At 73.0% G+C, this 25,705-nt stretch carries 20 protein-coding genes, 3 tRNA genes and 1 pseudogene; 16 read left to right on the forward strand and 8 right to left on the reverse strand.

Features of this window, described 5'->3' with window-relative positions; translation table 11 throughout:
* The first annotated feature begins 37 nt into the window (after positions 1-37).
* Complete coding sequence (locus tag FHS39_RS15865; RefSeq protein ID WP_184349989.1) at positions 38-703, forward strand: TetR/AcrR family transcriptional regulator C-terminal domain-containing protein; 666 nt, start codon at positions 38-40, stop codon at positions 701-703.
* Positions 704-739: 36 nt separating this feature from the next.
* Here the strand turns inward: FHS39_RS15865 and FHS39_RS15870 are convergent, their stop codons facing one another.
* The 5 genes from FHS39_RS15870 to FHS39_RS15890 all read right to left on the reverse strand — a co-directional run bounded on the left by FHS39_RS15870 (position 740) and on the right by FHS39_RS15890 (position 5,126).
* Positions 740-1,636 (reverse strand): FG-GAP repeat domain-containing protein, encoded by an 897-nt coding sequence (locus FHS39_RS15870; RefSeq protein ID WP_343069599.1) that lies wholly within the window; start codon positions 1,634-1,636, stop codon positions 740-742.
* Between the two features lie 201 nt (positions 1,637-1,837).
* On the reverse strand, positions 1,838-2,386 hold the full coding sequence (locus FHS39_RS15875) for a hypothetical protein (RefSeq protein ID WP_184349991.1): 549 nt from the start codon (positions 2,384-2,386) through the stop codon (positions 1,838-1,840).
* A gap of 440 nt (positions 2,387-2,826) precedes the next feature.
* Positions 2,827-3,246, reverse strand: coding sequence for a peptidase inhibitor family I36 protein (locus FHS39_RS15880; RefSeq protein ID WP_184349992.1), 420 nt, complete (start codon positions 3,244-3,246; stop codon positions 2,827-2,829).
* Between the two features lie 40 nt (positions 3,247-3,286).
* Entirely contained in the window at positions 3,287-4,222 is a 936-nt protein-coding gene (locus FHS39_RS15885) for an SGNH/GDSL hydrolase family protein (protein WP_184349993.1), read from the reverse strand.
* A gap of 244 nt (positions 4,223-4,466) precedes the next feature.
* The gene (locus FHS39_RS15890; protein ID WP_184349994.1) at positions 4,467-5,126 is read right to left on the reverse strand and encodes a GGDEF domain-containing protein; all 660 of its coding nucleotides are present in this window, start codon (positions 5,124-5,126) and stop codon (positions 4,467-4,469) included.
* 653 nt (positions 5,127-5,779) lie between these two features.
* Between FHS39_RS15890 and FHS39_RS15895 the strand changes: the two genes are divergently transcribed.
* The 7 genes from FHS39_RS15895 to FHS39_RS15925 all read left to right on the forward strand — a co-directional run bounded on the left by FHS39_RS15895 (position 5,780) and on the right by FHS39_RS15925 (position 12,178).
* The gene (locus tag FHS39_RS15895; RefSeq protein WP_184349995.1) at positions 5,780-6,097 is read left to right on the forward strand and encodes a hypothetical protein; all 318 of its coding nucleotides are present in this window, start codon (positions 5,780-5,782) and stop codon (positions 6,095-6,097) included.
* Positions 6,098-6,300: 203 nt separating this feature from the next.
* Complete coding sequence (locus tag FHS39_RS15900; protein WP_184349996.1) at positions 6,301-7,218, forward strand: OB-fold domain-containing protein; 918 nt, start codon at positions 6,301-6,303, stop codon at positions 7,216-7,218.
* Positions 7,215-7,649: a MaoC/PaaZ C-terminal domain-containing protein gene (locus FHS39_RS15905; RefSeq protein WP_184349997.1), complete on the forward strand. Its 435-nt coding sequence runs from the start codon at positions 7,215-7,217 to the stop codon at positions 7,647-7,649. The genes FHS39_RS15900 and FHS39_RS15905 overlap by 4 nt, the downstream gene beginning before the upstream one ends.
* On the forward strand, positions 7,646-8,812 hold the full coding sequence (locus tag FHS39_RS15910) for a thiolase C-terminal domain-containing protein (protein WP_184349998.1): 1,167 nt from the start codon (positions 7,646-7,648) through the stop codon (positions 8,810-8,812). The genes FHS39_RS15905 and FHS39_RS15910 overlap by 4 nt, the downstream gene beginning before the upstream one ends.
* 54 nt (positions 8,813-8,866) lie before the next feature.
* Complete coding sequence (locus FHS39_RS15915) at positions 8,867-9,688, forward strand: DUF1906 domain-containing protein (protein WP_184349999.1); 822 nt, start codon at positions 8,867-8,869, stop codon at positions 9,686-9,688.
* Between the two features lie 153 nt (positions 9,689-9,841).
* Entirely contained in the window at positions 9,842-10,384 is a 543-nt protein-coding gene (locus FHS39_RS15920) for a SigE family RNA polymerase sigma factor (RefSeq protein ID WP_184350000.1), read from the forward strand.
* Positions 10,385-10,525: 141 nt separating this feature from the next.
* Positions 10,526-12,178 carry a long-chain-fatty-acid--CoA ligase gene (locus FHS39_RS15925; protein ID WP_184350001.1) on the forward strand — a complete coding sequence of 551 codons (1,653 nt, stop codon included), beginning with the start codon at positions 10,526-10,528 and terminating at the stop codon, positions 12,176-12,178.
* Positions 12,179-12,227: 49 nt separating this feature from the next.
* Here FHS39_RS15925 and FHS39_RS15930 read toward each other — a convergent pair whose 3' ends face one another.
* Positions 12,228-13,481 (reverse strand): MFS transporter, encoded by a 1,254-nt coding sequence (locus FHS39_RS15930; protein ID WP_184350002.1) that lies wholly within the window; start codon positions 13,479-13,481, stop codon positions 12,228-12,230.
* 112 nt (positions 13,482-13,593) lie between these two features.
* Here FHS39_RS15930 and FHS39_RS15935 point away from each other — a divergent pair, with 112 nt between their 5' ends.
* A complete protein-coding gene (locus tag FHS39_RS15935; protein ID WP_184350003.1) occupies positions 13,594-14,217 on the forward strand; it encodes a TetR/AcrR family transcriptional regulator in 624 nt (207 codons plus the stop codon).
* A gap of 36 nt (positions 14,218-14,253) precedes the next feature.
* On the opposite strand, the gene FHS39_RS15940 is transcribed toward FHS39_RS15935, so the two are convergent.
* Positions 14,254-18,246 (reverse strand): PAS domain-containing protein, encoded by a 3,993-nt coding sequence (locus FHS39_RS15940; protein ID WP_184350004.1) that lies wholly within the window; start codon positions 18,244-18,246, stop codon positions 14,254-14,256.
* A 294-nt stretch (positions 18,247-18,540) separates the two neighbouring features.
* Positions 18,541-18,957, reverse strand: coding sequence for an SSI family serine proteinase inhibitor (locus FHS39_RS15945; RefSeq protein WP_184350005.1), 417 nt, complete (start codon positions 18,955-18,957; stop codon positions 18,541-18,543).
* A gap of 216 nt (positions 18,958-19,173) precedes the next feature.
* Here FHS39_RS15945 and FHS39_RS15950 point away from each other — a divergent pair.
* From FHS39_RS15950 to FHS39_RS15980, 7 genes and pseudogenes are all read left to right on the forward strand, one after another.
* Positions 19,174-19,264, forward strand: a tRNA-Ser gene (locus FHS39_RS15950).
* 216 nt (positions 19,265-19,480) lie between these two features.
* A tRNA-Arg gene (locus FHS39_RS15955) sits at positions 19,481-19,553 on the forward strand.
* Between the two features lie 47 nt (positions 19,554-19,600).
* A tRNA-Met gene (locus FHS39_RS15960) sits at positions 19,601-19,674 on the forward strand.
* Positions 19,675-19,816: 142 nt separating this feature from the next.
* Positions 19,817-20,554 (forward strand): annotated as a pseudogene (locus FHS39_RS15965) (response regulator transcription factor); the annotation flags it as partial.
* 146 nt (positions 20,555-20,700) lie between these two features.
* A complete protein-coding gene (locus tag FHS39_RS15970) occupies positions 20,701-22,194 on the forward strand; it encodes a sensor histidine kinase (RefSeq protein WP_343069600.1) in 1,494 nt (497 codons plus the stop codon).
* A 99-nt stretch (positions 22,195-22,293) separates the two neighbouring features.
* A complete protein-coding gene (locus tag FHS39_RS15975) occupies positions 22,294-23,562 on the forward strand; it encodes a bifunctional glycosyltransferase family 2/GtrA family protein (protein ID WP_184350007.1) in 1,269 nt (422 codons plus the stop codon).
* Entirely contained in the window at positions 23,559-25,700 is a 2,142-nt protein-coding gene (locus FHS39_RS15980) for an ArnT family glycosyltransferase (RefSeq protein ID WP_184350008.1), read from the forward strand. Before FHS39_RS15975 ends, FHS39_RS15980 begins: the two co-directional genes overlap by 4 nt.
* Positions 25,701-25,705: the final 5 nt, after the last annotated feature.

Genomic DNA, 25,705 nt, shown 5'->3' on the forward strand with positions numbered 1-25,705 from the left:
ATGAAAGTCAATGCTCGGGGTGAAGAGGTGGCGACGCATGACGGCCGAGAAGCCGGGCGCACGGCGCGGCCGTGGCGAGCGCGTGGGACTGAGTCGGCAGCGAGTCCTTGACGCGGCACTGGACCTGGTCGACCGCAGAGGGCTCAAGGCCCTGACCATGCGTTCGCTCGGCGAGCAGCTCGACGTCGAGGCAATGACGCTCTATCACTACGTCCCGAACAAGGACGCCTTGCTCGACGGACTGGTGGAGCAGGTGTTCAGAACTGCCGCACCGGCGATGGACCGGCCCGCCGACTGGCGGGAGGCCCTGCGTGAGTACGCGAAGGCGCTGCGCGAGGGCCTGCTGCGGCACCCGGCCATCCTCCCGCTCGCCGCCTCCCGCCCAGCGGTCACCCAGGCGACGCTCGACGATATCGAGGCGTTCCTGCGCATGCTGACGGACAACGGCTTTCCGCTCGGTCGTGCGTTGCACGCCCTCAACGCGGTGTCGGTGTTCACGATCGGGCACGCCGTCATGGAGGCACAGCTTGCCGTCGACGCGCACGAGTCGGGTGGCGCGGGCTGGCTGGCCGCCCTGGAGACCGAGCGATATCCGCTCATCGCCAGGGCGGCGCGCGACCGAGCAGGCGTGGACGACGAGGAGCGCTTCACCTTCGCCGTCGATGCAATGCTGCTCGGGTTCGACGAGCTGCGCGCGGGTTGAACCCCGAGTCGTGCGCGGACCGGAGCCGACGGGCTGTTAGAAGAGGTCGCGGTACTGGTTGAAGCCGGTGCCGATTTTGACCCGGGACTTGAAGGGCGCGGAGGACTTGCCCGTGCCCTTGTACAGCCACAGGTCGCCCTTGGGGTCGCGGGCGAGGAGGTCACTGTGGCCGTCGCCGTCGACGTCACCCGTGGCCACCAGCTTGTTGAACTGGTTCCAGCCACCACCGACCCGGACCCGGGAGGCGAACGGCTTCCGCAGATCGCCTGTGCCCTTGTACAGCCAGAGGACACCCTCACCGTCGCGGGCGACGATGTCCGGCTTGCCGTCGCCGGTCAGGTCGCCGAGGCCGGTGATCTGCGTGTACTGATTCCAGCCCGAGCCGACACCGACGCGCGGCGCCAGCGAACCGTCCGCCTTGGTCTGGAAGCGCCAGAGGACGCCCTGATTGTCGCGGGCCAGCAGGTCGGGGTGGGCGGCGCTGCCCAGGGTGCCGGGCGAGAAGACGACGTCGTACCGGCCCCAGCCGGTGGCCACCTTCTTGAGCTTCCCGCCACGCCACAGGTTCAGCGTGCCGTCGTCCATGACGTGGTATGCGCCGTCCTGATAGCCAGTCAGGTCGGGGTCGACCGATACCCCGTACTTGAAGTGCTGCCACATGTAGGCGCCCGAGCGGTCGTCGAAGCCGCCCTTTCCGTTGGGCATGTAGACGTACATCTGGCCGGACGGCAGGACCCCGGACAGGAAAAAGAACGGTGCGGCAGGGGTCGGCTTGTGCTGCCCGGAAGTGGCGGCGCTCCGAGAGACGCTCTTCGCCGAGCCGGACGCCGCAGGAGCGTCGGCGGCGGTCTTGTCGGCGGCCAGAGCGGTGCCGGCGGTGGCGCCGACCAGGGCGATGGCTATCGCCGAAGTGACGAGACGCGACAGGGTCACGTATGACTCCATGAGTTGTGCCGAATCAGCCGAATCAAGTGAGGGCGCTTCCATGTACCAGAAGCGCCCGCATCATTGTCCGGATCTTTGCACGTGTGTCCCGGTGGTTTTGCGGCAGGGGTCCGGAATGAGTAGTTCCGTCCGCTGGGGGGTGGGAGCGAGGGGCCCTGCCGGGGCGCGCTCCCGGCAGGGCCCCCTTCGTCAGTTGCCCGGGAGCTGGGTGAGTTCCGTGATGCCGACGTCCCAGCCCTTGTCGACGATGTCGTACGCGTTCGCGTAGCACGGACCGTGGGGGGAGTTCGTCGGGCGCTGGTCGTGGCCGCTCCAGCACTCGGAGAGCTTGGCGTTCGCGTCGTCCCTGGTGGCGTCGGCGAGCTTGCCCTGGGCGTTGATCAGCTTGACCTTGGGGGTCTCGTTGTACGCCATGTGGGACTTGCCCTTCTTGGACGTGCCTTCCCACTTGATGCCGTCGGCGCCGCAGACCGGCTTCGCCTCGTGGTATTCGATGGCGCCGCTCTCGGCGCTTCTGGAGTCCACGATGACCAGCTTGTGGCCCGGTTGCGCCGTGGGGCAGTCCTTCTTCGAACCGCCGCCCGAGGACCCGCCGGATCCGGTGGACCCGCCGGACCCGGACGAAGCCGACGGTCCGGCCGTGTGGTCGGCCGACGGGGTGCCGGGGCCGCAGGCCGTCAGGGAAAGCGCGGCGGTGAGGGTCACCAGGGCGATGGCCGGGGTCTTGCGGAGGGACACGGATTTCTCCCGTTGGGTACTGCAGTCGATGAGTTGGCCGAATATGGCTGTCATGATCATTGCAGGCCGCGGGAGCGGTGGCGGCGTATCGAGTCGGGACGGTGTTGGGCACCGGCTGTGACAGAGCGCGGCTCCGGGGGATCCGGCAGCCGGCGACCCGGGGCGGGCAGCCGGCCCGTACGGCTTTCGGATCCGTCCGGTCCGGTGCATGGCTAGGGCGTGTCCGATGGGTCAGCACAGGCCCCGCGACTCCCCCAGCTACCGCTGGGAGGTGCCCCCAGCACGGCACCTCGCCGCGTTGTCGCATATCCCGAGTACGCCCAGTACGCGGGTCATGCTCCGCCTTGCGATGCTCCCCCAGCTACCGCCGGGAGGTGCCCCCAGCACCAGACGCCGCGGGACCCGCACTGACCCATCGGACACGCCCTAGGCGGTCCGTGTCACCCGCAGTCGGGGGTGAGCGAGGCGACCCGCCTGCCGTCCAGTTCGTGATCGCCGAAGCCGGAGACTTCCTGTTCCTCTCCGGCGAAACCCGGCCGGTCGTTGAGGCGCACGATGCAGCCGAAGGTGTCGGGCAGCGGATTGCGCACCGACCTGGGGAAGACGGACGGCTCGATGTCCGCCTCCTCCTGGAGTTTGAAGCCGGTCCGCGTGATGTGCGGGTTGGCGGCATAGAGGACCCGTCCGGTCCCGTGCGGGCCTTCGAACAGGCAGAAGTAGCCCTTCTTGCAGGCCTGCGGCTGGGTCTGCGGCCATGTCTGCAGCCGGGTCTGCGGCGCGGCCGTGTCGGCGTGGGCGGCGGGCGCGGCGACGACCGCCGCAAGGCTCAGGGCGGCCGTGGCCAGGAGGGTGAGGCGCATGAGGCTCCGTTCATGAGGAGAGGGAAGCTGCCGCGCTCTTTCAGCGCTGCTTGGCCGCCGGGCCGTCGAGCAGGGCATCGGTGACGGCCTCGGCCATGGCCCGTTCGCCGTCCGCGTTCGGGTGGAAGGACGCCGCCCGTCCGGGCTCGACCGGGTTCATGCCCTCGATCCAGCGGTCCTCGGGCGCCTGGCACGCGTCGTGGCCGACGGTGGTGGCGTACGTGTTGACGTACATGGCCCCGGCCGCGACCGCTTCACGGCGCAGCATGGCGTTCAGGCGGCGGACCGTGCCGCGGAGGTAGGGGATGTCGCCGTCCGCGATCTTCAGCGACTCGCGGCAGCCCTGCCCGTCCTCCGAGAGCAGCGCCGGATAGCCCACGACGACCACGCGGGCGTGCGGGGCGCGAGCATGGATCTCATGCAGCACGGCGCCGACCTTGGGGGCGGTCTCGTCCGTGCGCTTGGCGAGCTCGTCCGTGCCGTCGGCGTTGGTGAACCTTTGCTGACAGGGGCTGCCCTCCGGGATGGGCGAGAACGGGAACGTGCACTTGAGCAGGATCTCGGTGAAGTTGATGTCGTTGCCGCCGATGCCCAGCGAGACGAGCGTGGTGTCCGTGCCGAGCGCGTTGAGCTGCGCCGGGTTGCCGGTGACGGCCTGGTACCGCCACATGTGGTCCGTCTTGGCGTTGATGCAGCTCACGTCACGGAATGCGGCCACGTCCAGCGATCTGGCGGTCAGCGACGGGTAGTTGGTGTCGGAGCGCGAGCACAGAAAGTTGACCTGGCGGGGGATGAGGGGGCCCGCGGTGAAGGAGTCGCCCAGGGCGACGTAGCGCTCGGCGCGCGGCCGCGGCCGGTCCGGCGCTCCCGCGGCCCCCGCCGGGGACGCGGTGCCCGCCGTCAGGGCGAGGGCCGCGGCCGTCGCGCCCAGTGCGTTGAGAGCTAATCGGGGTGTGTTGGGACGGGTATATGTCATATCTGCCTCCTCATTGGAGAACTTCCCGACTTGCCGGTGACTGCGGGCGTCAGACTCGGGGGCGGGCGTGGCCGTCGTCAATCGATAGCCCGAGATGTCCGCTGCGTACGACCGGATATCGAACTTCCGCGTCCGGTAGGCCGGGCTTGACGGTCGCGGCGCGGGCGGTACCGGCTCTTCCGGTCCCCGCCCGCGCCGACGGTCCCCGACGAACGCCCCGAACCCGAGCCGCCGCCCGACGCGCCTACGAAGCCCGTCGCCGTGCCGGGGGCAGCAGGGCCAGGTGCGCGCCTGGCCGTCCCGCGCGGCGCCCGGTCGCCGTGCCGTACGTGTTGACGGGCCCGGCGGGCCGCCAGTGCTCGCCCAGCCGCTTCGCCGTGTACATGGCCTCGTCCGCACCGCGCAGCAGGTCGGACAGGCCCGCGCCCGGGCGATGGCTCGTGCGGCACAGGCCGATGGAGGCTCGCGGCGCCAGGGTCACCCGGCCCGTGTCGAGCGGGGCGGAGAGGCGGGCGGAGAGGTAGGTCATCTCGGCGTCGGGGTCGGCGTCCGGCGCGAGCCGGATCACGGCCGTGAACTCGTCGCCGCCCAGCCGCGCGGCGAAGCCGCCGCGCTCGCGGCACCACGCGTCCAGGCGCCGTCCGACCCCCGATATGACCTGGTCGCCCGCGGCGTGGCCGTGGGTGTCGTTGATCTGCTTGAAGCCGTTGAGGTCCAGCAGCAGCACGGCCGCGTGCGGGTGGCGCACCGCCCGCAGCGCCCGGCCGGTGAACTCCTCGCGCCGCATCAGGCCGGTCAGCGGGTCCGTACGGGCGGTACGGAGCCGGCGCGCCAGGAAGAGGGCGTGGGCGGCCCAGCCGACGGACGGGACGGCGACGGGCAGGGCTTGGAGTACGAGGTTCATCGGGCACCTTCCTGATTCCGGAGCGGCCGGCCCGCCGCCCAGTGGCGGGGGTCGGCCCGGACGGGTACGGGCGGATGCGAACGGACACGGGCGGACGGCGACGGACGCGGCGCAACGCGAACGGAAATGAGCGAAAACCAACGCAGGTTGAGCATCTTCGGGCGCAAGCAACCGGACTCAGGCGCCGTCGAGCGCCCATGTGCGCCCCCGAGCGCCCTCGTTCGCGACCGAGCCGGGCGGCGGCCCGGTCGCACCGTCCCGCACCCCGGCGCGACCCGCCGGAGGCCGTGCGGCAGACCAGGCCGTCATGCAGGAGGTCCCCCGGGGCAATCCCCGCCGAATCCCCACGGAACCTTCCGGAGAAACGATCCGGCGCAGGAGGTGTGGGGGAATCGCGGCCAGGGAGTGGCTATGGAGTGGCCGTGGAGTGGGCTGCGGTACGGGTGATAGGAGAAGTTGGTCGAGTAGTGAAGGTTTATTCAGGAGAAATCATGCTTGCGAGGGAATGAGGACGTCTTGGGGGTTCGGTGGAGATTCGGTGGGCAAATCTGGAGGCGCGACGTCGAAAACATCGCCGGAGGTTGGCCAACCATCCGGCTACGTCCGGTAGTTCCACCCGGCTACGTCCGGTAGTTCCTTCTGGAGGAATTGACATGGCAAGCACCCGCACTGCCGCCCGCGTTCTCGCCGCCGTCGCGGCGCTTCCGATGATGGCCCTGCTCTTCACCGGCGTGGCCCAGGCCGACGACGGCGGCCAGCTGGCCAACCGGGGGTCCAACGCGGCCGCCGCCGGAATCGTGGGGAGCGGCATCGGGGGTACCAACCGTGGCACCAGCACCAGCACCACCACCCAGCAGCAGGCCACCGGCACCGGCGCCGCGAACCAGAGCAATACGGCGAGCGTCAACCGATCCGGCCATACGGCCATCCGTCAGGACAACATCACCGTGCGCTTCACCAACCTGTGGTGAGCCCCGAGTGATCCCCCGCACCCGGGGTGACACCAAGGGTTGATGTGGTGAGAGTGGACTGGGTCGTACGAACCGTGAGGCGGCACTTCGGTGCCGCCTCACGGCTTTTCCGGGCGCGACGTCGGCTCTCCTGGCGCGGCGCCGACCGTCTTGACAGCCCCCGTAGAGCTGACGGACAGTCAGGTAAGCGAGGGGAGGCCCCGGTGAGCGACCTGTACGAGCGGCTCAAGGCGTACGAGGGCCACCCCGCCGCGGTGTCGGCGCGGGGCAAGGACCCCGTCAACACCGCCATGATCAGGCACTGGTGCGAGGCCGTCGGCGACACCCACCCCGCCCATGCCGGCGAGGACGCCGTCGCCCCGCCCGCGATGCTCCAGGCCTGGACGCTGGCCGGGCTCGGCGGCGGGCAGGCCGGCCGGTCGGCGGCGCTGGGCGAGCTCTTCGCCCTGCTCGATGCCGCCGGATTCACCGCCGTCGTCGCCACCGACTGCGAACAGGAGTACTTCCGCCCGCTGCGCCCGGGCGACGTGGTCACCTACGACTCGGTCATCGAATCCGTGTCCCCGTGCAAGGCCACCAAGCTGGGCGCCGGGCACTTCATCACCACGCGGACCGAGGTGCGTACGGCCGGTGTGAGCGCCCTCGCGGCCACCCACCGCTTCCGCATCCTCAGGTACGCGCCCGCGGCGCGGGCGGCGGGCCGGCGTCCGAAGCCCGTGGTGGGCCGCGACAACGCCGGCTTCTGGGCGGGCGTCGCCCGCCGCGAGCTGCTGGCCCAGCGCTGCGACGACTGCCGCGAGCTGCGCTTTCCCTGGCTGCCGGGGTGCGGCGGGTGCGGATCGCCGAGGTGGACGGAGGCCCGGGTCTCGGGAGCCGGCACCGTCTATTCGTACGTGGTCGTCCACCACCCGCCCGCACCCGGCTTCGAGCCGCCCTATGTGGTCGCCCTGGTCGAACTCGCCGAAGGAGTCCGGATGCTCGGCAACGTCACCGGCGTGGAGCCCGGCGGCGTCCACATCGGAATGCGGGTGCGCGTGGAGTTCCAGCGGCCCGACGGCGAGCAGGAGCTGCCGTTCTTCCGCCCGGTGGGCCCGGCCGACGACGGGCGGGTACGGGCGTGAAACCCGGCGACGAGCTGCCCCCGCTGTCCGTTCCCGTCACCCGCACCCTGATCGTCGCCGGGGCCATCGCATCCCGCGACTACCAGGACGTCCACCACGACCCCGAAGCGGCGCGGGCCAAGGGCGCCCCGGACATCTTCATGAACATCGTGACCACCAACGGCCTCGTGGGCCGCTATGTCACCGATCACTTCGGATCCGGCGCCGTCCTGCGCAAGATGGCCATCCGGCTCGGCGCGCCCAACTACCCGGGAGATGTGATGGTGCTGACCGGAACCATCACTTCCGTATGTGCCGACGGCGACGGGGAAGACGGCAACGAGGCCGACGGCAGCCCGGCCCTCGTCGACGTCGCCATCGTCGGCACCAACCGCCTCGGCCGCCACGTCAGCGGCACGGTGACCGTGAGCCTGGCAGGGAAGGCGTCGTGAGCGCGCGCGAGGGAGGCACCCTCGGCGGCAGGGCCGCCATCGTCGGCATCGGCGCCACCGACTTCACCAAGGACTCCGGCCGCAGTGAACTCGCCCTCGCCGCCGAGGCCGTCCGGGCGGCGCTCGCGGACGCGGGCCTCGGGCCCGGGGACGTCGACGGCATGGTCACCTTCACCATGGACACCAGCCCCGAGATCACCGTGGCCCAGGCCACCGGCATCGGGGAGCTCTCCTTCTTCTCCCGCGTGCACTACGGCGGCGGGGCGGCCTGTGCGACCGTGCAGCAGGCGGTGCTCGCGATCGCGGCCGGCGCTGCCGAGGTCGTCGTCTGTTACCGCGCCTTCAACGAGCGTTCGGGCCGCCGGTTCGGCGCAGGCGTGCGGCACCGGGAGCCGTCCGCAGAGGGCGTGGCGCTCGGCTGGGCGCTTCCCTCCGGACTGTTGACGCCCGCCTCCTGGGTGGCGATGAACGCGCGGCGCTACCTTCACACGTACGGCCTCGAACCCGAGATTTTCGGCCATGTCGCGGTCACTGACCGCCGGTACGCGGCGGTCAACCCGGCCGCGTACTTCTACGGCCGCCCGATCACCCTGGCCGAACACGCCGCCTCCCGCTGGATCGTCGAGCCGCTGCGGCTGCTCGACTGCTGTCAGGAGACCGACGGCGGGCAGGCCCTCGTGGTCACGAGCCTGGAGCGGGCCCGCACGCTGGCGCACCCGCCCGCCGTCGTCACCGCCGCCGCTCAAGGCGCGGCCCGCGGGCAGGAGCAGATGACCGGCTTCTACCGCGGCGAGATGGCCGGCCTTCCCGAAGCGGGCGTCGTCGCCCGGCAGCTGTGGCGCACCAGCGGCCTGCGCCCCGCCGACATCGACGTGGGCATCCTCTACGACCACTTCACGCCCTATGTGCTCATGCAGCTGGAGGAGTTCGGCTTCTGCGGCCCGGGCGAGGGCGGGGACTTCACCACCGCCGGGGCGCTGCCGCTGAACACGCACGGCGGCCAGCTGGGCGAGGCGTATCTGCACGGCATGAACGGCATCGCCGAGGCGGTGCGGCAATTGCGCGGCACGTCGGTCAACCAGGTGGCCGGGGCGGCGCGGGTGCTCGTCACCTCCGGGACCGGTGTTCCCACCTCGGGGCTGATTCTCGGAGCAGACGGATGAAAGCAGGGCGTGTCACCGCCAATCGGGGGTCTCGGGACGCCTTGACTCGTCCGTATGGACCGACGGAGAAAGATCATCGGATATCTCGTCGCCCTTTTGGCGGCGCTGGCCCAGGTGGTCACCCAGTCCGTGCCCGTCACGGCCGCCCCGGCCGCCGGAAGCGCCGTTTACAGGGGACATGGAATCGACACCTGCCAGGCCCCGCCGCTGACCACGCTGAGCGCCTGGGCGAACTCCGACTACCGCGCGGTGGGCGTCTACTACGCGGGCCGCGCCCGCGCCTGCCCGAACCAGCGCTACCTCTCCAGGAGGTGGCTCACCGGCGCCCGCGACCTGGGCTGGAAGGTGTTGCCCCTCTTCGTCGGCTCGCAGTCGCCGTGCGTGCGCGCGGCGTCCAAGCGGGACTTCCCGATCGGTGACGACCCCGAGGGCCAGGGCATGACCGAGGGCCGCGACGCGGTCCGCGCGGCGTCCGCCCTCGGCATCGTGTCCGGCAGCCCGCTCTACCTCGACATGGAGGCGTACGACTACTCGGACGAGGACTGCGGCAGCGCCACCCTCAGCTTCATCCGCTCCTGGAGCTCCACGGTGGCCCGGTACGGGTATCTGGCGGGCTTCTACAGCAGCGCCGAGTCGGGCGTGCGGCACATGGAGCTGGCCCGCCGGTCCGGGTGGGAGGACCTGCCGGACGTGGTGTGGTTCGCCCGCTGGCGGGTGACGCCGTCGACGGACAAGGAGCAGGTGCTCTCCTCGTCGTCCTGGCAGCCGCACCGGCGCATCCACCAGTACGCGGGCAATGTGAGCGAGACGCACGGTGGCCGGAAACTGACCATCGACCGCAACCTGATCGACGCCCCGGTGGCCATCATCGAATGATGATCGTGGGGGCCGCGGAGGGGGGAGCAGAGGCGGAGAGTCCCTCCCCCTCCGGTAGGTGGGACCGGCCCCCGCAGTACGACCTGAGAGTGAGCGCCCTTCGGCACCTCCGGCCGATCCGTGGGGCGGGGGCGCGCTCTTAGCGTTGAGGGCATGACAGCAACCACGACGACTGTGTGCACCAGCGCATCCACCGCCGCCGTGTACCCGTCGTTCTCCTCCTACGTACGGGCACGGGGGCCGGTGCTGCAGCGGACCGCCCGCTCGCTGACCGCCAACCCGTGCGATGCCGAGGACCTGCTGCAGACGGCGCTCACCAAGACGTATCTGGCCTGGGACCGCATCGAGGACCACCGGGCGCTCGACGGCTACGTGCGCCGGGCGCTCGTCAACACCAGGACCTCGCAGTGGCGCAAGCGCAAGGTCGACGAGTACCCCTGCGAGGAGCTCCCCGAGCGGGAGTCCGCGCCCTCGGCGGACCCGGCCGAGCAGCAGGCGCTGCGGGACGCGATGTGGCGGGCGGTGCGCCGGCTGCCCGCCCGGCAGCGGGCGATGGTCGTGCTCAGGTATTACGAGGACCTCACCGAGGTGCAGACCGCTGAGCTGCTGGGCGTGTCCGTGGGGACCGTCAAGAGCGCCGTCTCGCGGGCGCTCGGCAAGCTGCGGGAGGACCCGGAGCTGGCCTGCGCGGCGTGACGACGGCCCGCGCCTTCGTCTGTGCGTCACCCCATGTGGCGGACTCGTGTCTTCCGGGTAGTGACTTACCGCCGGGTACGCCAGCAGAATCACCGGGAACGACCCTCGCGTAACGGAGCGCGCAGAATGGGGAGGCTCCCGGTGCAGAGCACGATGCAGGACGTACCGCTGACCGTTTCACGGATTCTGGCTCACGGCGCCAGAGTGCACGGCGGCGCCGAGGTGACGACCTGGACAGGCGACGGCGAGCCGGAGCGCCGCACGTTCGCCGAGATCGGCGTCCGCGCCACGCGCCTGGCGCACGCGCTGCGGGCGCTCGGAGTCGCGGAGGGCGAGCCCGTCGGCACCCTGATGTGGAACAACGGCGACCATGTCGAGGCGTATCTCGCGATCCCCTCCATGGGCGCCGTGCTGCACACGCTCAACCTCCGCCTGCCCGCCGAGCAGCTGGTGTGGATCGTGCGGCACGCCGCGGACCGGGTCGTCATCGTCAGCGGATCGGTGCTGCCGCTGCTGGCGCCCCTCCTGCCGGGCCTGGACTGCGTCGAGCACGTGGTGGTCTCCGGCCCCGGCGACCTGTCGCTGCTGGAGGGCTGCCGCCCGCGGGTGCACTCCTACGAGGAGTTGATCGCGGACCACCCCGGCGACCACTACCCGTGGCCGGAGCTGGACGAGAAGCAGGCCGCGGCCCTGTGCTACACCTCCGGGACGACCGGCGAGCCCAAGGGCGTGGTCTACAGCCACCGTTCGGTCTACCTGCACGCGATGGAGGTCAACGCCGCCGCCTCCTTCGGCCTCACCCCGGCGGAGGTCTGCCTGCCGGTCGTGCCGATGTTCCACGTCAACGCGTGGGGGCTGCCGCACGCCGCGTTCATGGCCGGGGCCTCGCTGCTGATGCCGGACCGCTTCCTGCAGCCCGCACCGCTCGCGGCGATGATCGAGGCCGAGCGGCCCACGGTCACCGCCGGGGTGCCCACCATCTGGCAGGGCCTGCTGGGCGAGCTCGACGCACGGCCGCGCGACGTGTCGTCGCTGCGCACGGTCATCAGCGGTGGTTCGGCGTGCCCGCCCGCGCTGATGAAGGCGTTCGAGGAGCGGCACGGGCTGCGGCTCGTCCAGGCCTGGGGCATGACCGAGACCTCGCCGCTGGGCACGGTCGCCTATCCGCCCGCCGGGCTGGGTGCGGAGGAGGCGTGGCCGTACCGCATCACCCAGGGACGGCTGCCCGCCTCCGTGGAGGCCCGGCTGGCCGGGCCCGGCGGCGAGATCCTGCCCTGGGACGGGCGGTCGGCCGGCGAGCTCGAGGTGCGCGGGCCGTGGATCGCGGGCGCCTACCACGGGGGCGCGAAGGGCGAACCGCACCGGCCCGAGGACAAGTTCAGCGCGGACGGCTGGCTGCGCACGGGCGACGTCGGCACGATCACTCCGGACGGCTTCCTGACCCTCACCGACCGGGCGAAGGACGTCATCAAGTCCGGCGGCGAGTGGATCTCCTCGGTGGAGCTGGAGAACCACCTGATGGCCCACCCGGAGATCGCGGAGGCCGCCGTGGTGGCCGTACCGGACGAGAAGTGGGGCGAGCGTCCGCTGGCCGCGGTGGTCCTGCGCGACGGCTCGGTCGTCGACTACGAGGGCCTGCGCGCCTTCCTGAGCGAGCGCGTCGCCCGCTGGCAGCTCCCGGAGCGCTGGGCGCTGGTGCCGTCGGTGCCGAAGACGTCGGTGGGCAAGTTCGATAAGAAGGCGCTGCGCAAGCGGTACGCGGACGGGGAGCTGGTCGTCACGACGCTGGGGTAGCGCGGTGGGGTGGGGCCGGGCGGCGCTGCCGTCCGGCCCCACCGGCCGTTCAGGCGCGGGCCGCCCGGGCCTTGGACGGTCCGGCGAGCAGGCCGCCGGTCCATCCGATCACCACCGACGCGACCGCGATCGCGCAGACGCCGTTCCAGCCCCAGTGGTCGAAGGCGGGGCCTGCGAGGGCGGAGGCGGAGGCGCCACCGATGAACGCCGCCACCACGTAAGTGGTGTTGGCGGCCGCCGGAGTGGCAGTGGCCGCCAAGGCCCGCGTCTGATTGGCGACCTGACCGCACATCAGGCCTGCGTGGATCAGCACCGCGCCCGCGCACAGCGCCCACAGCTGGTGACCGCCGAGCCAGAACAGCGGTACGGACACCGCCGCCAGCCCGTACGCGGCCGTCACCACGCGCTGCGGCCCGAACCGGTCGATGAGGGTGCCCGAGACCGGGGCCACGGCGGTCGACGTGAGGCCGAAGAGGCCGAAGAGACCCGCCGTGCCGGTGGACAGGTGGTACGGGCCGGACCCGGTCAGGAGCAGGGCCAGCGTCGTCCACAGCGAGCTCCAGGCGCCGAAGAGCCCGCCCTGGCGCAGGCAGGCCGCACGCAGGTCCGCCGAGCCGGCGAGCAGGCGGGGCAGCCCGGCGATGGCCTTGAGCGGGTGCGAGGCGCGGCGCGGGCGCGTCTCCGCAGGGAGCAGCGCCGCCGTCAGCAGGCCGACGGCCACCGTCAGGGCGGCCGCGCCGAAGAAGACCGCGCGCCAGCCGAACGCCTGCCCGGCGAGCGAGCCGAGGACGCGGGCCGCGACGATGCCGGTGAAGAGCCCGGCCACGACCGCCGCCACGTGCCGCCCGCGCCGGTCGGCGGGGGCGCGCTCGGCGACGAGCGGTACGAGCAGCTGGGGTACGACCGTGGCGGCGCACGCCACGAGGACGGCCGCGGCGAGCGCGGGCAGCCCCGGCGCGAGCCCCGCGGCGATCAGCGCCACGCCCGCGAGGCCGGACAGGACCGCGACGAGCCGCCGCCGGTCGGCGGTGTCGCCTAGCGGTGCGAAGAACAACAGGCCTATGGCGTAGCCGAGTTGGGATATGGAGGCAATCCAGCCCGTGGCGGAGGGCGCGACGCCGAAGCTGCGGGCGATCAGGCCCAGCAGCGGGGCGGCGAGGTAGATGTTGGCGGCGGTGACGGCCGTGCAGAGGGCGATGACCGCGAGGAGGACGGCGGGGCTGCGGCCGCCGCCGGTGTCGGCGGTGCTTTCCGCCGGGGTGGTGGTCGCCGTGGTGCTCGGTCGTTTCGTCGTGGCGGTCATGGTGTTGGAGGTTCCCCCTGGGTGTTCGGCGCATTTCAACCAACCGGTTGGTTGTGAATCTCGCAGACCGGTGCGGACGGTGTCAACCGAATAGTTGGTTACGCTGTTCCCCATGGGAGCAGTCAGGGACCCCGAGGCCACCAAGGCCCGTATCTTCGCGGCGGCCACCGCAGAATTCGCCGCGTACGGCATCGCCGGGGCACGGATCGACCGCATCGCCCGCGAGGCCAGGGCGAACAAGCAGCTGATCTACGCCTACTACGGGAACAAGGCCGAGCTTTTCTCCCAGGTCCTGGAGAAGCGGCTGATGGAGCTGGCCGTCGCCATCCCCGTGGACGCGGAGGACCCGGACGGCTGGATCGACCGCCTCATGGACTACCACGCAGCCCACCCCGAGCTGGTCCGCCTCGTCTTCTGGGAGGGGCTGGAGTACGGGACGGGCGGCATCCCGCACGAGGAGGAGCGCAGGCGGCACTACGCGCGCAAGGCCGCCGCCTTCGAGGAGGCGCAGGCCAAGGGCGTGATCAGCGCCGGCATCCCGGCGCCGGACCTGCTCTTCCTGCTGATCGCCCTGGCCTCGTGGTCCACGGTGCAGCCGCAGATGCGGCGGGTGCTCGTCGGCGAGACGGACGACGACATGGCGCGGCTGCGGCAGTCCGTGCGGACGGCCGCGCGGCGGCTGACCGGTACGGACGCCCCGGCCGCCGCCGGAGCCGTGGCCGGGCCGGTCGCTTAGGGCGTGTCCGACGGGCCGGAGCCCATCGGACGCGCGCTAGTTGGTGCCGATCTTCGCCAGCAGGTCCACGATGCGGCCCTGGACCTCCGCGCTCGTCGAGCGCTCCGCGAGGAAGAGGACCGTCTCGCCCGAGGCCAGGCGCGGGAGCTGCGCCGGGTCGATGTCGGCCGAGGTGTAGACGACGAGCGGCGTGCGGTTGAGCGCGCCGTTGCCGCGCAGCCAGTCGACGATGCCCGCACGGCGGCGGCGGACCTGCATCAGGTCCATCACCACCAGGTTCGGGCTGGTCTGCGCCGCCAGCGTCACCGCTTCCGCGTCCGTCGCCGCGCACACCACGTGCATGCCGCGCCGCTCCAGCGTCGCCGTCAGCGCGTTCGCGATCGGCTCGTGCTCCTCGATCAACAGCACGCGGGGCGGGTGCATTTCGCTGTCGCGCGGGGAGAGCGCCTTCAGCAGGACGGCCGGGTCGGCGCCGTACGCCGCTTCCCGCGTCGCATGCCCGAGGCCCGCCGTCACCAGCACCGGGACCTCGGCGGCCACCGCCGCCTGGCGCAGCGCCTGCAGCGCGGTCCGGGTGATGGGGCCGGTCAGCGGGTCGACGAACAGCGCGGCCGGGTAGGCGGCGATCTGCGCGTCCACTTCCTCGCGCGAGTGCACGATCACCGGGCGGTAGCCGCGGTCGGTCAGCGCCTGCTGCGTGGAGGGGTCCGGAGCGGGCCACACGAGCAGACGGCGAGGATTGTCCAGCGGCTCGGGCGGCAACTCGTCGTCCATCGGCGGGCGCACGGCCTCCGGGCGCGGGGTCTCCACGACCTCCACTGCCCCGTTGGGGCCGTCGAGGGGCTCGGGCCCCTCGGCACCGTCGTCCGGTGCTCCTATGGCGAAGGCCCTGCCCTCGGGCCCGGCCGGCGGGTGCGGGCGGGCGGCGGGTGCGGTGGGGGGCGGTGCGGCGGCCGCCTGCGCCTCGAGCTCCCGCTCGCGGTCGGGGTCGCCTTCGGCGGGGTTGGCCAGCTTGCGACGGCGCCCGGAACCGGCGGAGGGCGTCCCGCCCGGCGGGGTGTCGCCGGCGCCGGGCCCCTGTCCGAGCATGCGCACACTGATCGGCCGCGCGGCCGCGGCCTCGCCGCCGCTCTGCGCCCCCGGCTCCTCGGCGAGCGCCCGCCTGGCCCGCCGCCGCCCGGTGGGCGCGGCGCCCTCCGCGGGCGGGAGGGGCTGCGCGGGCCCGGCCTGGGGAGCCGGTGCCGCTGCCGGTACGGGGCCTGCGGCGGCGGGTGCGCCGGAGTGGCCGTTCGCCTGGCCTTCCGCGGCGAAATCCGGGCGGACGGGCGGGGTTGGGGCGGCCGCGGGGTGCCCGTAGCCGTCCTGGGTGGGCCGGTTGTCCGCCGGCGTCCCGTCCGGGCCGGGCCGTGCGGCTGCCGGGGCGGCTTCGGCCGGGGCCGCGGCGGGGTGGCCGGTGCCGCTCTCCGGTGCGCCGGGGGCGAAGGCCGTGCGGCCGGACGGGGCCGGAGCCGCGGCAGGGTGCCCGTATCCGTCGGCATCGTGCTGCCGGGCAGCCGCCGGCGGGGTGCCCCCCGGGGCTGCGGCGGGGTGTCCGTATCCGGCGGGGGTGGGCGGCTGCTGGCCCGTGGCCGGGGCGGGGTGGCCGTTCACCGTGCCCGGGGTGGGCCGGCCGTCGGCCGGGGCCGGACCTGCGGGCTGGTTGTCGGCCGAGGCCTCACCCGCAACACCGGCCTGGGCGGGCAGGGGTGAGCCGGCCGCGTCGGTGCCCTCCGGTGCGCCGGGGACGAAGGCCGTACGGGCGGGCTGGTCGGGGGCCGGTGTCGCGTTGCCGTTGCTTGCGGCCGGAGCCCCGGGGACTGCCTGGGCGGGCCGGTCGGGGGTCGGCGTCGCGTTGCCGTCGTTTGCCGGTGCGCCGGGGGCGAAGGCGAAGGGTGCGGGGACGGCCGGGGCGGGCCGTGCGGCTGCCGGGGCGCCTTCGGCCGGGGCCGCGGCGGGGTGGCCTTCGGCCGGGCCCGGCTCCGGGGCTTGCTTCGGCCGGCCGTCGGCCGGGGCCGGAGCACCGGCGGAAGCAGAAGCGGAATCGGAAGCGGAATCCGGCGTCGGCTTGCGGTCGGCGTCTGCCGGAGGGAGGGCGAAGGCCGTGCGCGGGGCGTCGGGCGCGGCCTGGCCCGGGACCGTCGTGCGGCGGGCCCGCCGGCCGGTCGGGGCCGCATCCGGGGTGCGGTCGGCTTCCGCGGGCGGCAGGGCGAAGGCCGCCGCACGCGGCGCCCCGCCCTCGCGGCGGGCCCGGCGGCCCGTCGGCGCCGACGTGGCCTGCTGTGGCACCAGGCCGCGCGCCTCGCCGCCCGGCTCCTCCTCCGGCCGGGCCGGGCCGCGCCGCCGCCCGGTCGGCTGCTGCTCTGCGGTGGCGGGATCGGCGGCGGAGGGCGCGGCGGAAGCCGCCGCCTCCTGCGTACCGCGGCCCCGCTGCGTCGGCATCGGCATGACGGTCGTCATGTTCTCGGTGTCCGGCCCGCGCCGCTCCACCGTCGCACCCGAACCCGGCATCGGGCCGCTCTCCGCCGAGACAGGCACCTCCAGCACGTACGCCTGGCCGCCGGATCCGCCCGGCACGTCGTGCGTCTGCACGACGCCCCCGTGCCGCCGGACGATGCCCCGCACGATGGGCCCGTGCACCGGGTCCCCGCCGGGGTACGGCCCGCGGACCTCGATGCGTACGACCTCGCCTCGCTGCGCCGCCGCGACCACGATCGTCGAGTCGCCGGAAGCGGCCGGGGAAGCAGAAGCGGAAGCAGAAGCGGAACCGGTCGAGTCGACCCCCGCCACGTCCGCGATCAGATGCGCCAGCGCCTGGGCGAACCGCTCGGCGTCCACCTCCGCCTCGATCGCGGGAGCGTGCACCGCGAACTGCGCCCTGCCGGGCCCGATCAGCTCGACCGCGCCCTCGACACCGGCCGCCACGACCTCGTCGAGGGAGGCCATCTCCCGGACGAGCTTGGTCTGGCCACCGTCCAGGCGCTGGTAGGCGAGTACGTTGTCGACGAGGGTCGTCATCCGGGCGTACCCGGCGGCGAGGTGGTGCAGGATCTGGTTGGCCTCGGGCCACAGCTGCCCGGCCGGGTCGTCGGCCAGGGTGCCGAGCTCGGCGCGCAGTTGGTCGAGCGGGCCGCGCAGCGCCTCGTCCAGCACCGCGACCAGCTGCGCGTGCCGCGCGGCCAGCGCGTCGTACGGGCGGCGGTCGGTGAAGGTCATCACGGCGCCGACGAGCTGATCGCCGTCGCGCACGGGGGCCGTCGTCAGGTCGACCGGCACCGCGCGCCCGTCCTTGGCCCACAACACCTGGCCGCGCACCCGGTGCTTGCGCCCGGAGCGCAGCGTGTCCGCGATCGGCGACTCCTCGTAGGGGAACGGCGAGCCGTCCGCGCGCGAGTGATGGATCAGCGGGTGCAGCTCGCGGCCGCCGAGGTCGCTCGCGCGGTAGCCGAGGATCTGCGCGGCGGACGGATTGACGAGCACGACCTTGCCCGCGGTGTCGACGCCGACCACGCCCTCGGCCGCCGCGCGCAGGATCATCTCGGTCTGGCGCTGCGAACGGGCCAGCTCGGCCTCGGTGTCCATGGTGCCGGTGAGGTCGCGGACGACCAGCATGAGCAGCTCGTCGTTGGGGGACGAGGCGTGCGGGTCGGCGTAGGGCGTCCGGCCGTCCTCGAGGTTGGCGCTGGTCACCTCGACGGGGAACTGGGTGCCGTCCGTGCGCCGGGCGATCATCCGGGTGGGCCGGGTGCGCCCCGCGTCCGGGTCGTCCCGCGGCGGGCGCAGGCCGCCGGGGATGCGCCGGGAGTCGAACTCCGGGAGCAGGTCGAGCAGACCGCGCCCGACGAGCCCGGTGCCGGGCACCTCGAAGGTCTCGAGCGCGATGTGGTTGGCGTTGACCACGGTGCCGTTGCAATTCACCAGCAACAGGGCATCGGGCAGGGCGTCGAGTATGGCTGCGAGGCGAGCAGCGCCTCGGGATGGCCTGCTGCTCACGACGACGCTTCCTCCCTGGTTACCGCTACCTTGCAGACCGCTTCGGGTGGTTTGTACCGCCCCGTGGCGGGTCATTGAGGGGCAGTCTACGGGCTGTCGAAGCGGGCGCCACTGCGGATGACGGGTGCGCGCGGGCCCGCCGCCGGGCCGCTCCGGGGCGTCTTGCCGCAGGCCGGACATGCCCCTCGTGTCAGCCTTCGTCCTGGCTCCCGGGAGATCCTTCCGGAGGAATCTTCGGCGAGTCCTTCGACTCTTCCGGGAGCCGCGCGGCGCGGATCCGCCGCCGGCCGGCCGCTAGCCGAGCAGGCTGGAGAACCTGTTCCAGCGGGCCGTCTCGCAGCCGTTCACCCGGCTGAAGTCCGCCTTCACCGGGCGGCCCGCCCAGGTGCCCGTCACATGGGCCCGGTGCGGGCCGCCGTACATCATCGTGCACTCCTGGTCCGGCGGTACGGGCGCGAAGAGGTCCCTGCCCCAGGACGTCTGCTTGTCCAGCTGCTCGCACGCGGCCCTGGCGTGCGGATGGGTGCCGCCCGCGGGGTGGCAGTACAGCTCGTAGGTGCCGTCGAAGGCGCCGCTGTCGGTGACGGTGACCGTGAGGTGGTCGCCCGAGAGTTCCTCGCCGGCCAGGGGGAGCGGGGCGGCCGAGACGGCGGGGGCGGCGAAGAGGGCCGGGGCCAGCGCCGCGGCCAGAGCGAGATGACGCAGAGACATCAGGGACTCCTGGGGTGGGAGCGGTGCGGGGCCGGGCGGCCGGCGGATGCGGCCGGACCCCTCGCCACCACTAACGCTCCGGGGCGCCCCGCGTTGCGCGCCGGGAACGGCTTTGCCCCAGGCCCCGAAGGCCCGGTACCGTAGGGTGCGATTGGTGACGAGCCGCGAGGCTGTGTCATCATCTGCACACGCAACACCCGCGCACGCGGGTGTGCTGGAGGCGTCGCCTAGTCCGGTCTATGGCGCCGCACTGCTAATGCGGTTTGGGCCTTAAAGCCCATCGAGGGTTCAAATCCCTCCGCCTCCGCAGTACGCAAAGCCCCGGTCGTCCTTTGGGCGGCCGGGGCTTTTGCGTTCTCGGATCTTGTCGGTGCGTTCCCGGATCTCCGGCCGAGCGGATCTTGGCGAATCGGCGTTTCCGCAGCTCAGAGATGGTTTGGGGAACGGATTTCGCCTCAGGGCGAGGTTCATGTAATGTTGTTCCCGCAACGCCGACCGGCAAGAAAAACCGCCGGGAAGCCGAGCGCTCGTAGCTTAACGGATAGAGCACTTGACTACGGATCAAGAGGTTGCAGGTTCGAATCCTGCCGAGCGCACAGCCGAGAAGCCGTTTCTCATTCGTGGGATTCGGTGTCTCGACCGTCGCGGGGTGGAGCAGCTCGGTAGCTCGCTGGGCTCATAACCCAGAGGTCGCAGGTTCAAATCCTGTCCCCGCTACTCTGACCACAGGCCCGGTACGAAAGTACCGGGCCTGTGGCGTATCCGGAGCCGGCCGCGGCGCGGTCCCGGCCGGCGGATTCTCAGACGATTCACAGGAAGCGGAAAGCGGCTTCTCACGCTCCGCCGTCACGCTGTCACCATGACCATGGCCTCGCCCCACGGGCGCACGCAGCTGCTGCACGACGACGGAAGCCCCGTACGAGTACTGGTCGTCGACGACGAGGCGCCGCTCGCCGATCTGCTCACCCTCGCCCTGCGCTACGAGGGCTGGGAAGTGCGGACGGCCGCGGACGGCGCCGAAGCGGCCACCGCCGCCCGGGACTTCCGGCCGGACGCCGTCGTCCTCGACATGATGCTGCCGGACGTGGACGGGCTGACCGTCCTCGGCCGGCTGCGCCGCGCGCAGCCGGACGTCCCCGTCCTGTTCCTCACCGCCAAGGACTCCGTCGAGGACCGGATCGCGGGTCTGACGGCCGGCGGCGACGACTACGTCACCAAGCCGTTCAGCCTGGAGGAGGTCGTCGCCCGGCTGCGCGGGCTGCTGCGCCGGTCGCGGGCGGTGGCGCCGCGCAGCGAGTCGGTGCTCAGGGTGGGCGACCTGGTGCTGGACGAGGACAGCCACGAGGTCTCCCGCGGCGGCACCGAGATCCATCTGACCGCCACCGAGTTCGAGCTGCTGCGCTTCCTGATGCGCAACCCGCGCCGGGTGCTCAGCAAGCCGCAGATCCTGGACCGGGTGTGGTCCTACGACTTCGGCGGGCAGGCCAACGTCGTCGAGCTCTACATCTCCTATCTGCGCCGGAAGATCGACGCCGGTCGGGAGCCGATGATCCACACCCGGCGGGGCGTCGGCTATCTGATCAAGCCGGCCCAGTCGGCGCAGCCGCCGGAGCCCCGGCAGTCCGACCAGCCGCCGGTGCTGCGCCCCCGGCAGCCGCAGTCGCAGCCCTACCGGCCGGCCCAGGTGGCCCAGCCGCCGCAGCGCCCCCAGCAGTCCCGTCCCACGCGCCCCACGCGTTTCGCGTGAGGCGCCGCCCCCGCCTGCTGCGGACCCGGCTGGTTCTCTCCACGGTCGCCCTCGTCGCCGTCGTCTGCGCGGTGATCGCCACGGTCACCACGATCGCCCTGCGCAGCTATCTCTACGGGCAGCTCGACACGCAGCTCGGCGAGGTGGCCCGTCGGGCCGCCGGGCCGCACGGCGGACAGCACGACGGGCACGACGGGCAGCGCCCCGACGACCCGTACGGCAGCGACCCGCTGCGCTTCCTGCGCGGCGGCGGCCAGCCCATCGGCACGGTGGGGGCGATCGTCACGGACGGCGGGCAGGTGGCCGAGGCTGCGGTCAGCACCCAGCCGGACAGCGAGCGCCCCGGCTTCCCCAAGCTGGAGCCGCTCACCGCCGCGCAGAGCGACGCCCTGGCCCGTCCGGCCCGGGACGGCAGGCCGCACGACGTGGAGGTGCCGGGCCACGGCGACTACCGGGTGATGTCCGTCGTCGCGCACGACGGCACCGCCTACCTCGTCGGCCTCCCCACCGACGCCGCCCAGGAGACCCTCGACACGCTCATCCTCGTCGAGGTGTGCGTCAGCGCCACCGGGCTCCTCGCCGCCGGGATCGCGGCGGCGGCGAGCGTACGGATCGCCCTGGGACCGCTGCGGCGCGTGGCGGCCACGGCCACCCGGGTGCTGCAGCTCCCCCTGCACTCGGGGGAGGTGGCGCTGCACGAGCGCGTGCCCGAGTCGGAGGCGGATCCGCGCACCGAGGTCGGGCAGGTCGGCGCCGCGCTCAACCTCGTGCTGGGGCACGTCGGTTCGGCGCTGGCGGCGCGGCAGGAGAGCGAGACGCGCGTACGGCAGTTCGTCGCCGACGCCAGCCACGAGCTGCGCACGCCGCTCGCCTCGATCCGCGGCTACGCCGAACTCACCCGCCGCAGCGGCGAGGAGACCGGCCCCGCCACCCGGCACGCGCTCGGCCGCATCGAGTCCGAGGCGCACCGCATGACCGGGCTGGTGGAGGACCTGCTGCTGCTCGCCCGGCTGGATGCCGGGCGGCCGCTGGCGTCCGAGGACGCCGACCTCTCGCTGCTGGTGGTCGACACGGTGAGCGACGCGCGGGTCGCCGGGCCGGATCACAAGTGGCGCCTGGAGGTGCCGGAAGAGCCGGCCGTGGTGCGCGGCGACGCGGCCAGGCTCCAGCAGGTGCTGGTCAATCTGCTGGCCAACGCGCGGACGCACACCCCGGCGGGCACGACGGTGACGGCCCGGGTGCGGGCCGAGGCGCACGCCCCCGTGGCGCTGGAGGTCGAGGACGACGGGCCGGGGATCCCGGAGGCGGTGCTGCCGCACGTCTTCGAGCGGTTCGCCCGCGGCGACGCGGGGCGTTCCCGCGCGTCGGGGGGAGGCTCGGGGCTGGGCCTGGCGATCGTGCGCGCGGTGGTGGAGGCGCACAAGGGCCGGGTGGCGGTGGCGAGCGTACCGGGACGGACGGTCTTCCGGGTGGAACTGCCCGTCGCCTGACGTCGCCTGACAGGTATACGGCCGACCCGGCCGCAAACGCACAGCCCGCTCACAGCTTCGGCATACGGCCGGGACAGCCGCGCCCGAAAGGGTCGGTCCATGACCCAGCCACCACTGGAACGGACCGTCTCGGGCGGGCTGCCGGCCCGCGCGCCCGTCGGGGGCAGCGCGATCGTGCTCGACGTCGTCATCCCCGTCCACAACGAAGAGGACGACCTGGAGAGCTGCGTCCGCCGCCTCCACACGTATCTGTCGGACTGCTTCCCGTATCCCTTCCGGATCACCATCGCCGACAACGCCAGCACCGACCGCACGCCCGAGGTCGCCGCCGTGCTCGACGACGCGATCGAGGAGGTCACGGCCGTACGGCTGGAGCAGAAGGGACGCGGGCGGGCGCTGCACACCGTCTGGTCGCTGTCCGAGGCGCCGGTGCTGGCCTATATGGACGTCGACCTGTCGACCGATCTGAACGCCCTGCTGCCGCTCGTCGCCCCGCTGCTCTCCGGCCACTCCGACCTGGCCATAGGGTCACGGCTGGCGGGCGGTTCGCGGGTGGTGCGCGGACCGAAGCGGGAGTTCGTCTCCCGCGCGTACAACCTCATCCTGCGCACCGGGCTCTCGGCGCGCTTCTCCGATGCGCAGTGCGGCTTCAAGGCCATCCGCAAGGACGTCGCCGAGCAGCTGCTGCCGCTGGTCGAGGACACCGGGTGGTTCTTCGACACCGAGATGCTGGTGCTGGCCGAGCGCGCCGGGCTGCGCATCCACGAGGTGCCGGTGGACTGGGTCGACGACCCGGACAGCTCCGTGCACATCGTGCGCACCGCCACCGACGACTTGCGCGGCGTCTGGCGCATCGGGCGGGCCCTGGCCACCGGCCGGCTGCCGCTCGACCGGCTGACCCGGCCGTTCGGCGACGACCCGCGCGACCGCGCGGTGCCGGGCGTCCCGCGCGGGCTGGCCCGGCAGCTGCTGGGCTTCTGCGCGGTCGGCGTCGCCTCCACGCTCGCCTACCTCGGGCTGTATTCGCTGCTGCGCACGGCCGTCGGGCCGCAGCTCGCGAACGCCGTGGCGCTGCTGGTCACCGCCGTGGCCAACACCGCCGCCAACCGCCGCCTGACCTTCGGGGTGCGGGGCCGGGAGCGGGCGGTGCGGCATCAGGCGCAGGGGCTGGTCGTCTTCGGCATCGGCCTGGCGCTGACCAGCGGATCGCTGGCCGCGCTGGACCTGGCGGGCGGCGAGGTCTCGCACGGCACCGAGCTGTCGGTGCTCGTCGCCGCCAACCTCGCCGCGACGGCGCTGCGCTTCCTGCTGCTGCGCACCTGGGTCTTTTCGTCCAACCGGTTCCACGAACAGGGGAGTTCCCGATGACCGCCCGCCCACCACTGCGACGACCACGGCTTGCGCGGCCCTCGCCAGCGCTGCTGGTGCTGCTGGCCGCGACCGCCGCGCTCTACCTCTGGGACCTGGCGGCCTCGGGCTACGCCAACCAGTTCTACGCGGCGGCCGCACAGGCCGGCAGCGCGAGCTGGAAGGCCTTCTTCTTCGGCTCGTCGGACGCGGGGAACTCCATCACCGTCGACAAGCCGCCCGCCTCGCTGTGGCCGATGGCGCTGTCGGTGCGGATGTTCGGCCTCGGCTCATGGTCCATTCTGGTGCCCGAGGCGCTGATGGGCGTGGCCGCCGTGGGCGTGCTGTACGCGACCGTGCGCCGCTCCGCCGGGCGGGCGGCGGGACTGCTCGCCGGCGCCGCCTTCGCGCTGACGCCCGTCGCCGCGCTGATGTTCCGCTTCGACAACCCCGATGCGCTGCTGTGCCTGCTGATGGTGTGCGCGGTGGCGTGTGTGCTGCGTGCGCTGGAAGGGGCGAAGACGGGCTGGCTGCTGGCCGCCGGTCTCTGCTTCGGCCTGGGCTTTCTGACCAAGACGCTCCAGGCCTGGCTGATCCTGCCGCCGATGGCGCTGCTCTACGCCTGCTGCGCCCCCACCCGTCCGCTGCGGCGGGTGGGTCAACTGCTGCTGGCGGGGCTGGTGCTGGTGGTCTCCGGTGGCTGGTGGGTCGCCGCCGTGGAGCTGTGGCCCAAGGGCTCCCGCCCGTACATCGGCGGCTCGCAGCACAACAGCTTCCTTGAGCTGACCTTCGGCTACAACGGGCTCGGCCGCATCAACGGCAACGAGACCGGCAGCGTCGGCGGTGGCGGCCCGGCCGGTGGCGGCGGTGGCGGCGGTGGCCGGTGGGGCGACACGGGCCTCGGGCGACTCTTCGGCTCGGACATGGGCGGGCAGATCGCCTGGCTGCTCCCGGCGACCTTCGTGCTGCTGCTGGCGGGGCTGTGGCTGACGCGCCGGATCAAGCGGGCCGCGGAGTCTGCGGACACCGCGGCTGACGCCGTGGACACCGCCGCCGATGCCGTGGCCACCCGGCGGAGGATGGCCTTCCTTGCGTGGGGCGGGGCGCTGCTGATGACCTTCGGGATCTTCAGCTTCATGTCCGGGATCTTCCACCAGTACTACAACATCGCGCTCGCCCCCTACGTCTGTGCCGTCGTCGCCATCGGCGCGGTGGTGCTGTGGGAGCGCACGGAGCGGTGGGCGTCGGTGCTGCTGGCCATGGTGACGGCCGGGACGGCGGTGTGGGCGTACGTGCTGCTGGAGCGCACTCCGCAGTGGCTGCCGTGGCTGCGGTGGGTGGTGCCCGCGGCCGGAGTGGCGGCCGCGGTGGGGCTGTTGGCCGTGCGGCGTGCGGGTAGCAAGCTTCCGGCGCGGGCCGTGGGCGCGCTGGCGGTGGCGAGCGCTCTGGCAGCGCCCCTCGCCTACACGCTGAACACGGTGAACACCGCGCACGGCGGATCGATCGTGACGGCCGGGCCCGCGGTCCGGGGAGCACACGGGGGCTTCCCGGGCGGCGGCAAGCGGCAGGGGAAGGGACGCCAGGCAGGCGGCTTCGGCGCGTGGGGCGGCCAGGCGCAGCGGGCCGGGAAGCCGGAGGCGGCCGGTGGCCGTGGCCTCGGAGGCTTCGGCGGTCCGGGCGGCTTCGGCGGTCCCGGCGGTCCCGGTGGTCCCGGCGGCCCGCAGCAGCGCGGCGGCAGTGGCGGCATGGGCGGCGGCATGGGCGGTCTGCTCGGCGGTCAGAAGGTGAGCGCCGCGGCGGCGGCCGCGCTGAAGCGGGACGCCGGTTCGTACACCTGGGCCGCGGCGGCGGTCGGTTCGCAGAACGCGGCCGGCTTCCAACTGGCCACCGGCGAGCCGGTGATGCCCGTGGGCGGCTTCAACGGCAGCGATCCTTCGCCGACGTTGCGGCAGTTCCAGAAGTATGTGAAGGACGGGAAGATCCACTACTTCATCGCCACCGGCGGGGAGCGCGGCGGCGGCGGGCGCGGCGGGCGCGGCGAGGGCGGGCGCGGGTACTCCGCGCAGATCACCGCCTGGGTCCAGGCGCACTTCCCCAAGGTCTCCGTCGGCGGTACGACGCTCTACGACCTGAGCCGGGGGGAGGGCGCCCGGTCGTAGCCGGC

Origin of the sequence: Streptomyces olivoverticillatus, from assembly GCF_014203555.1 — a bacterium.
Classification (GTDB): Bacteria; Actinomycetota; Actinomycetes; order Streptomycetales; family Streptomycetaceae; genus Streptomyces; species Streptomyces olivoverticillatus.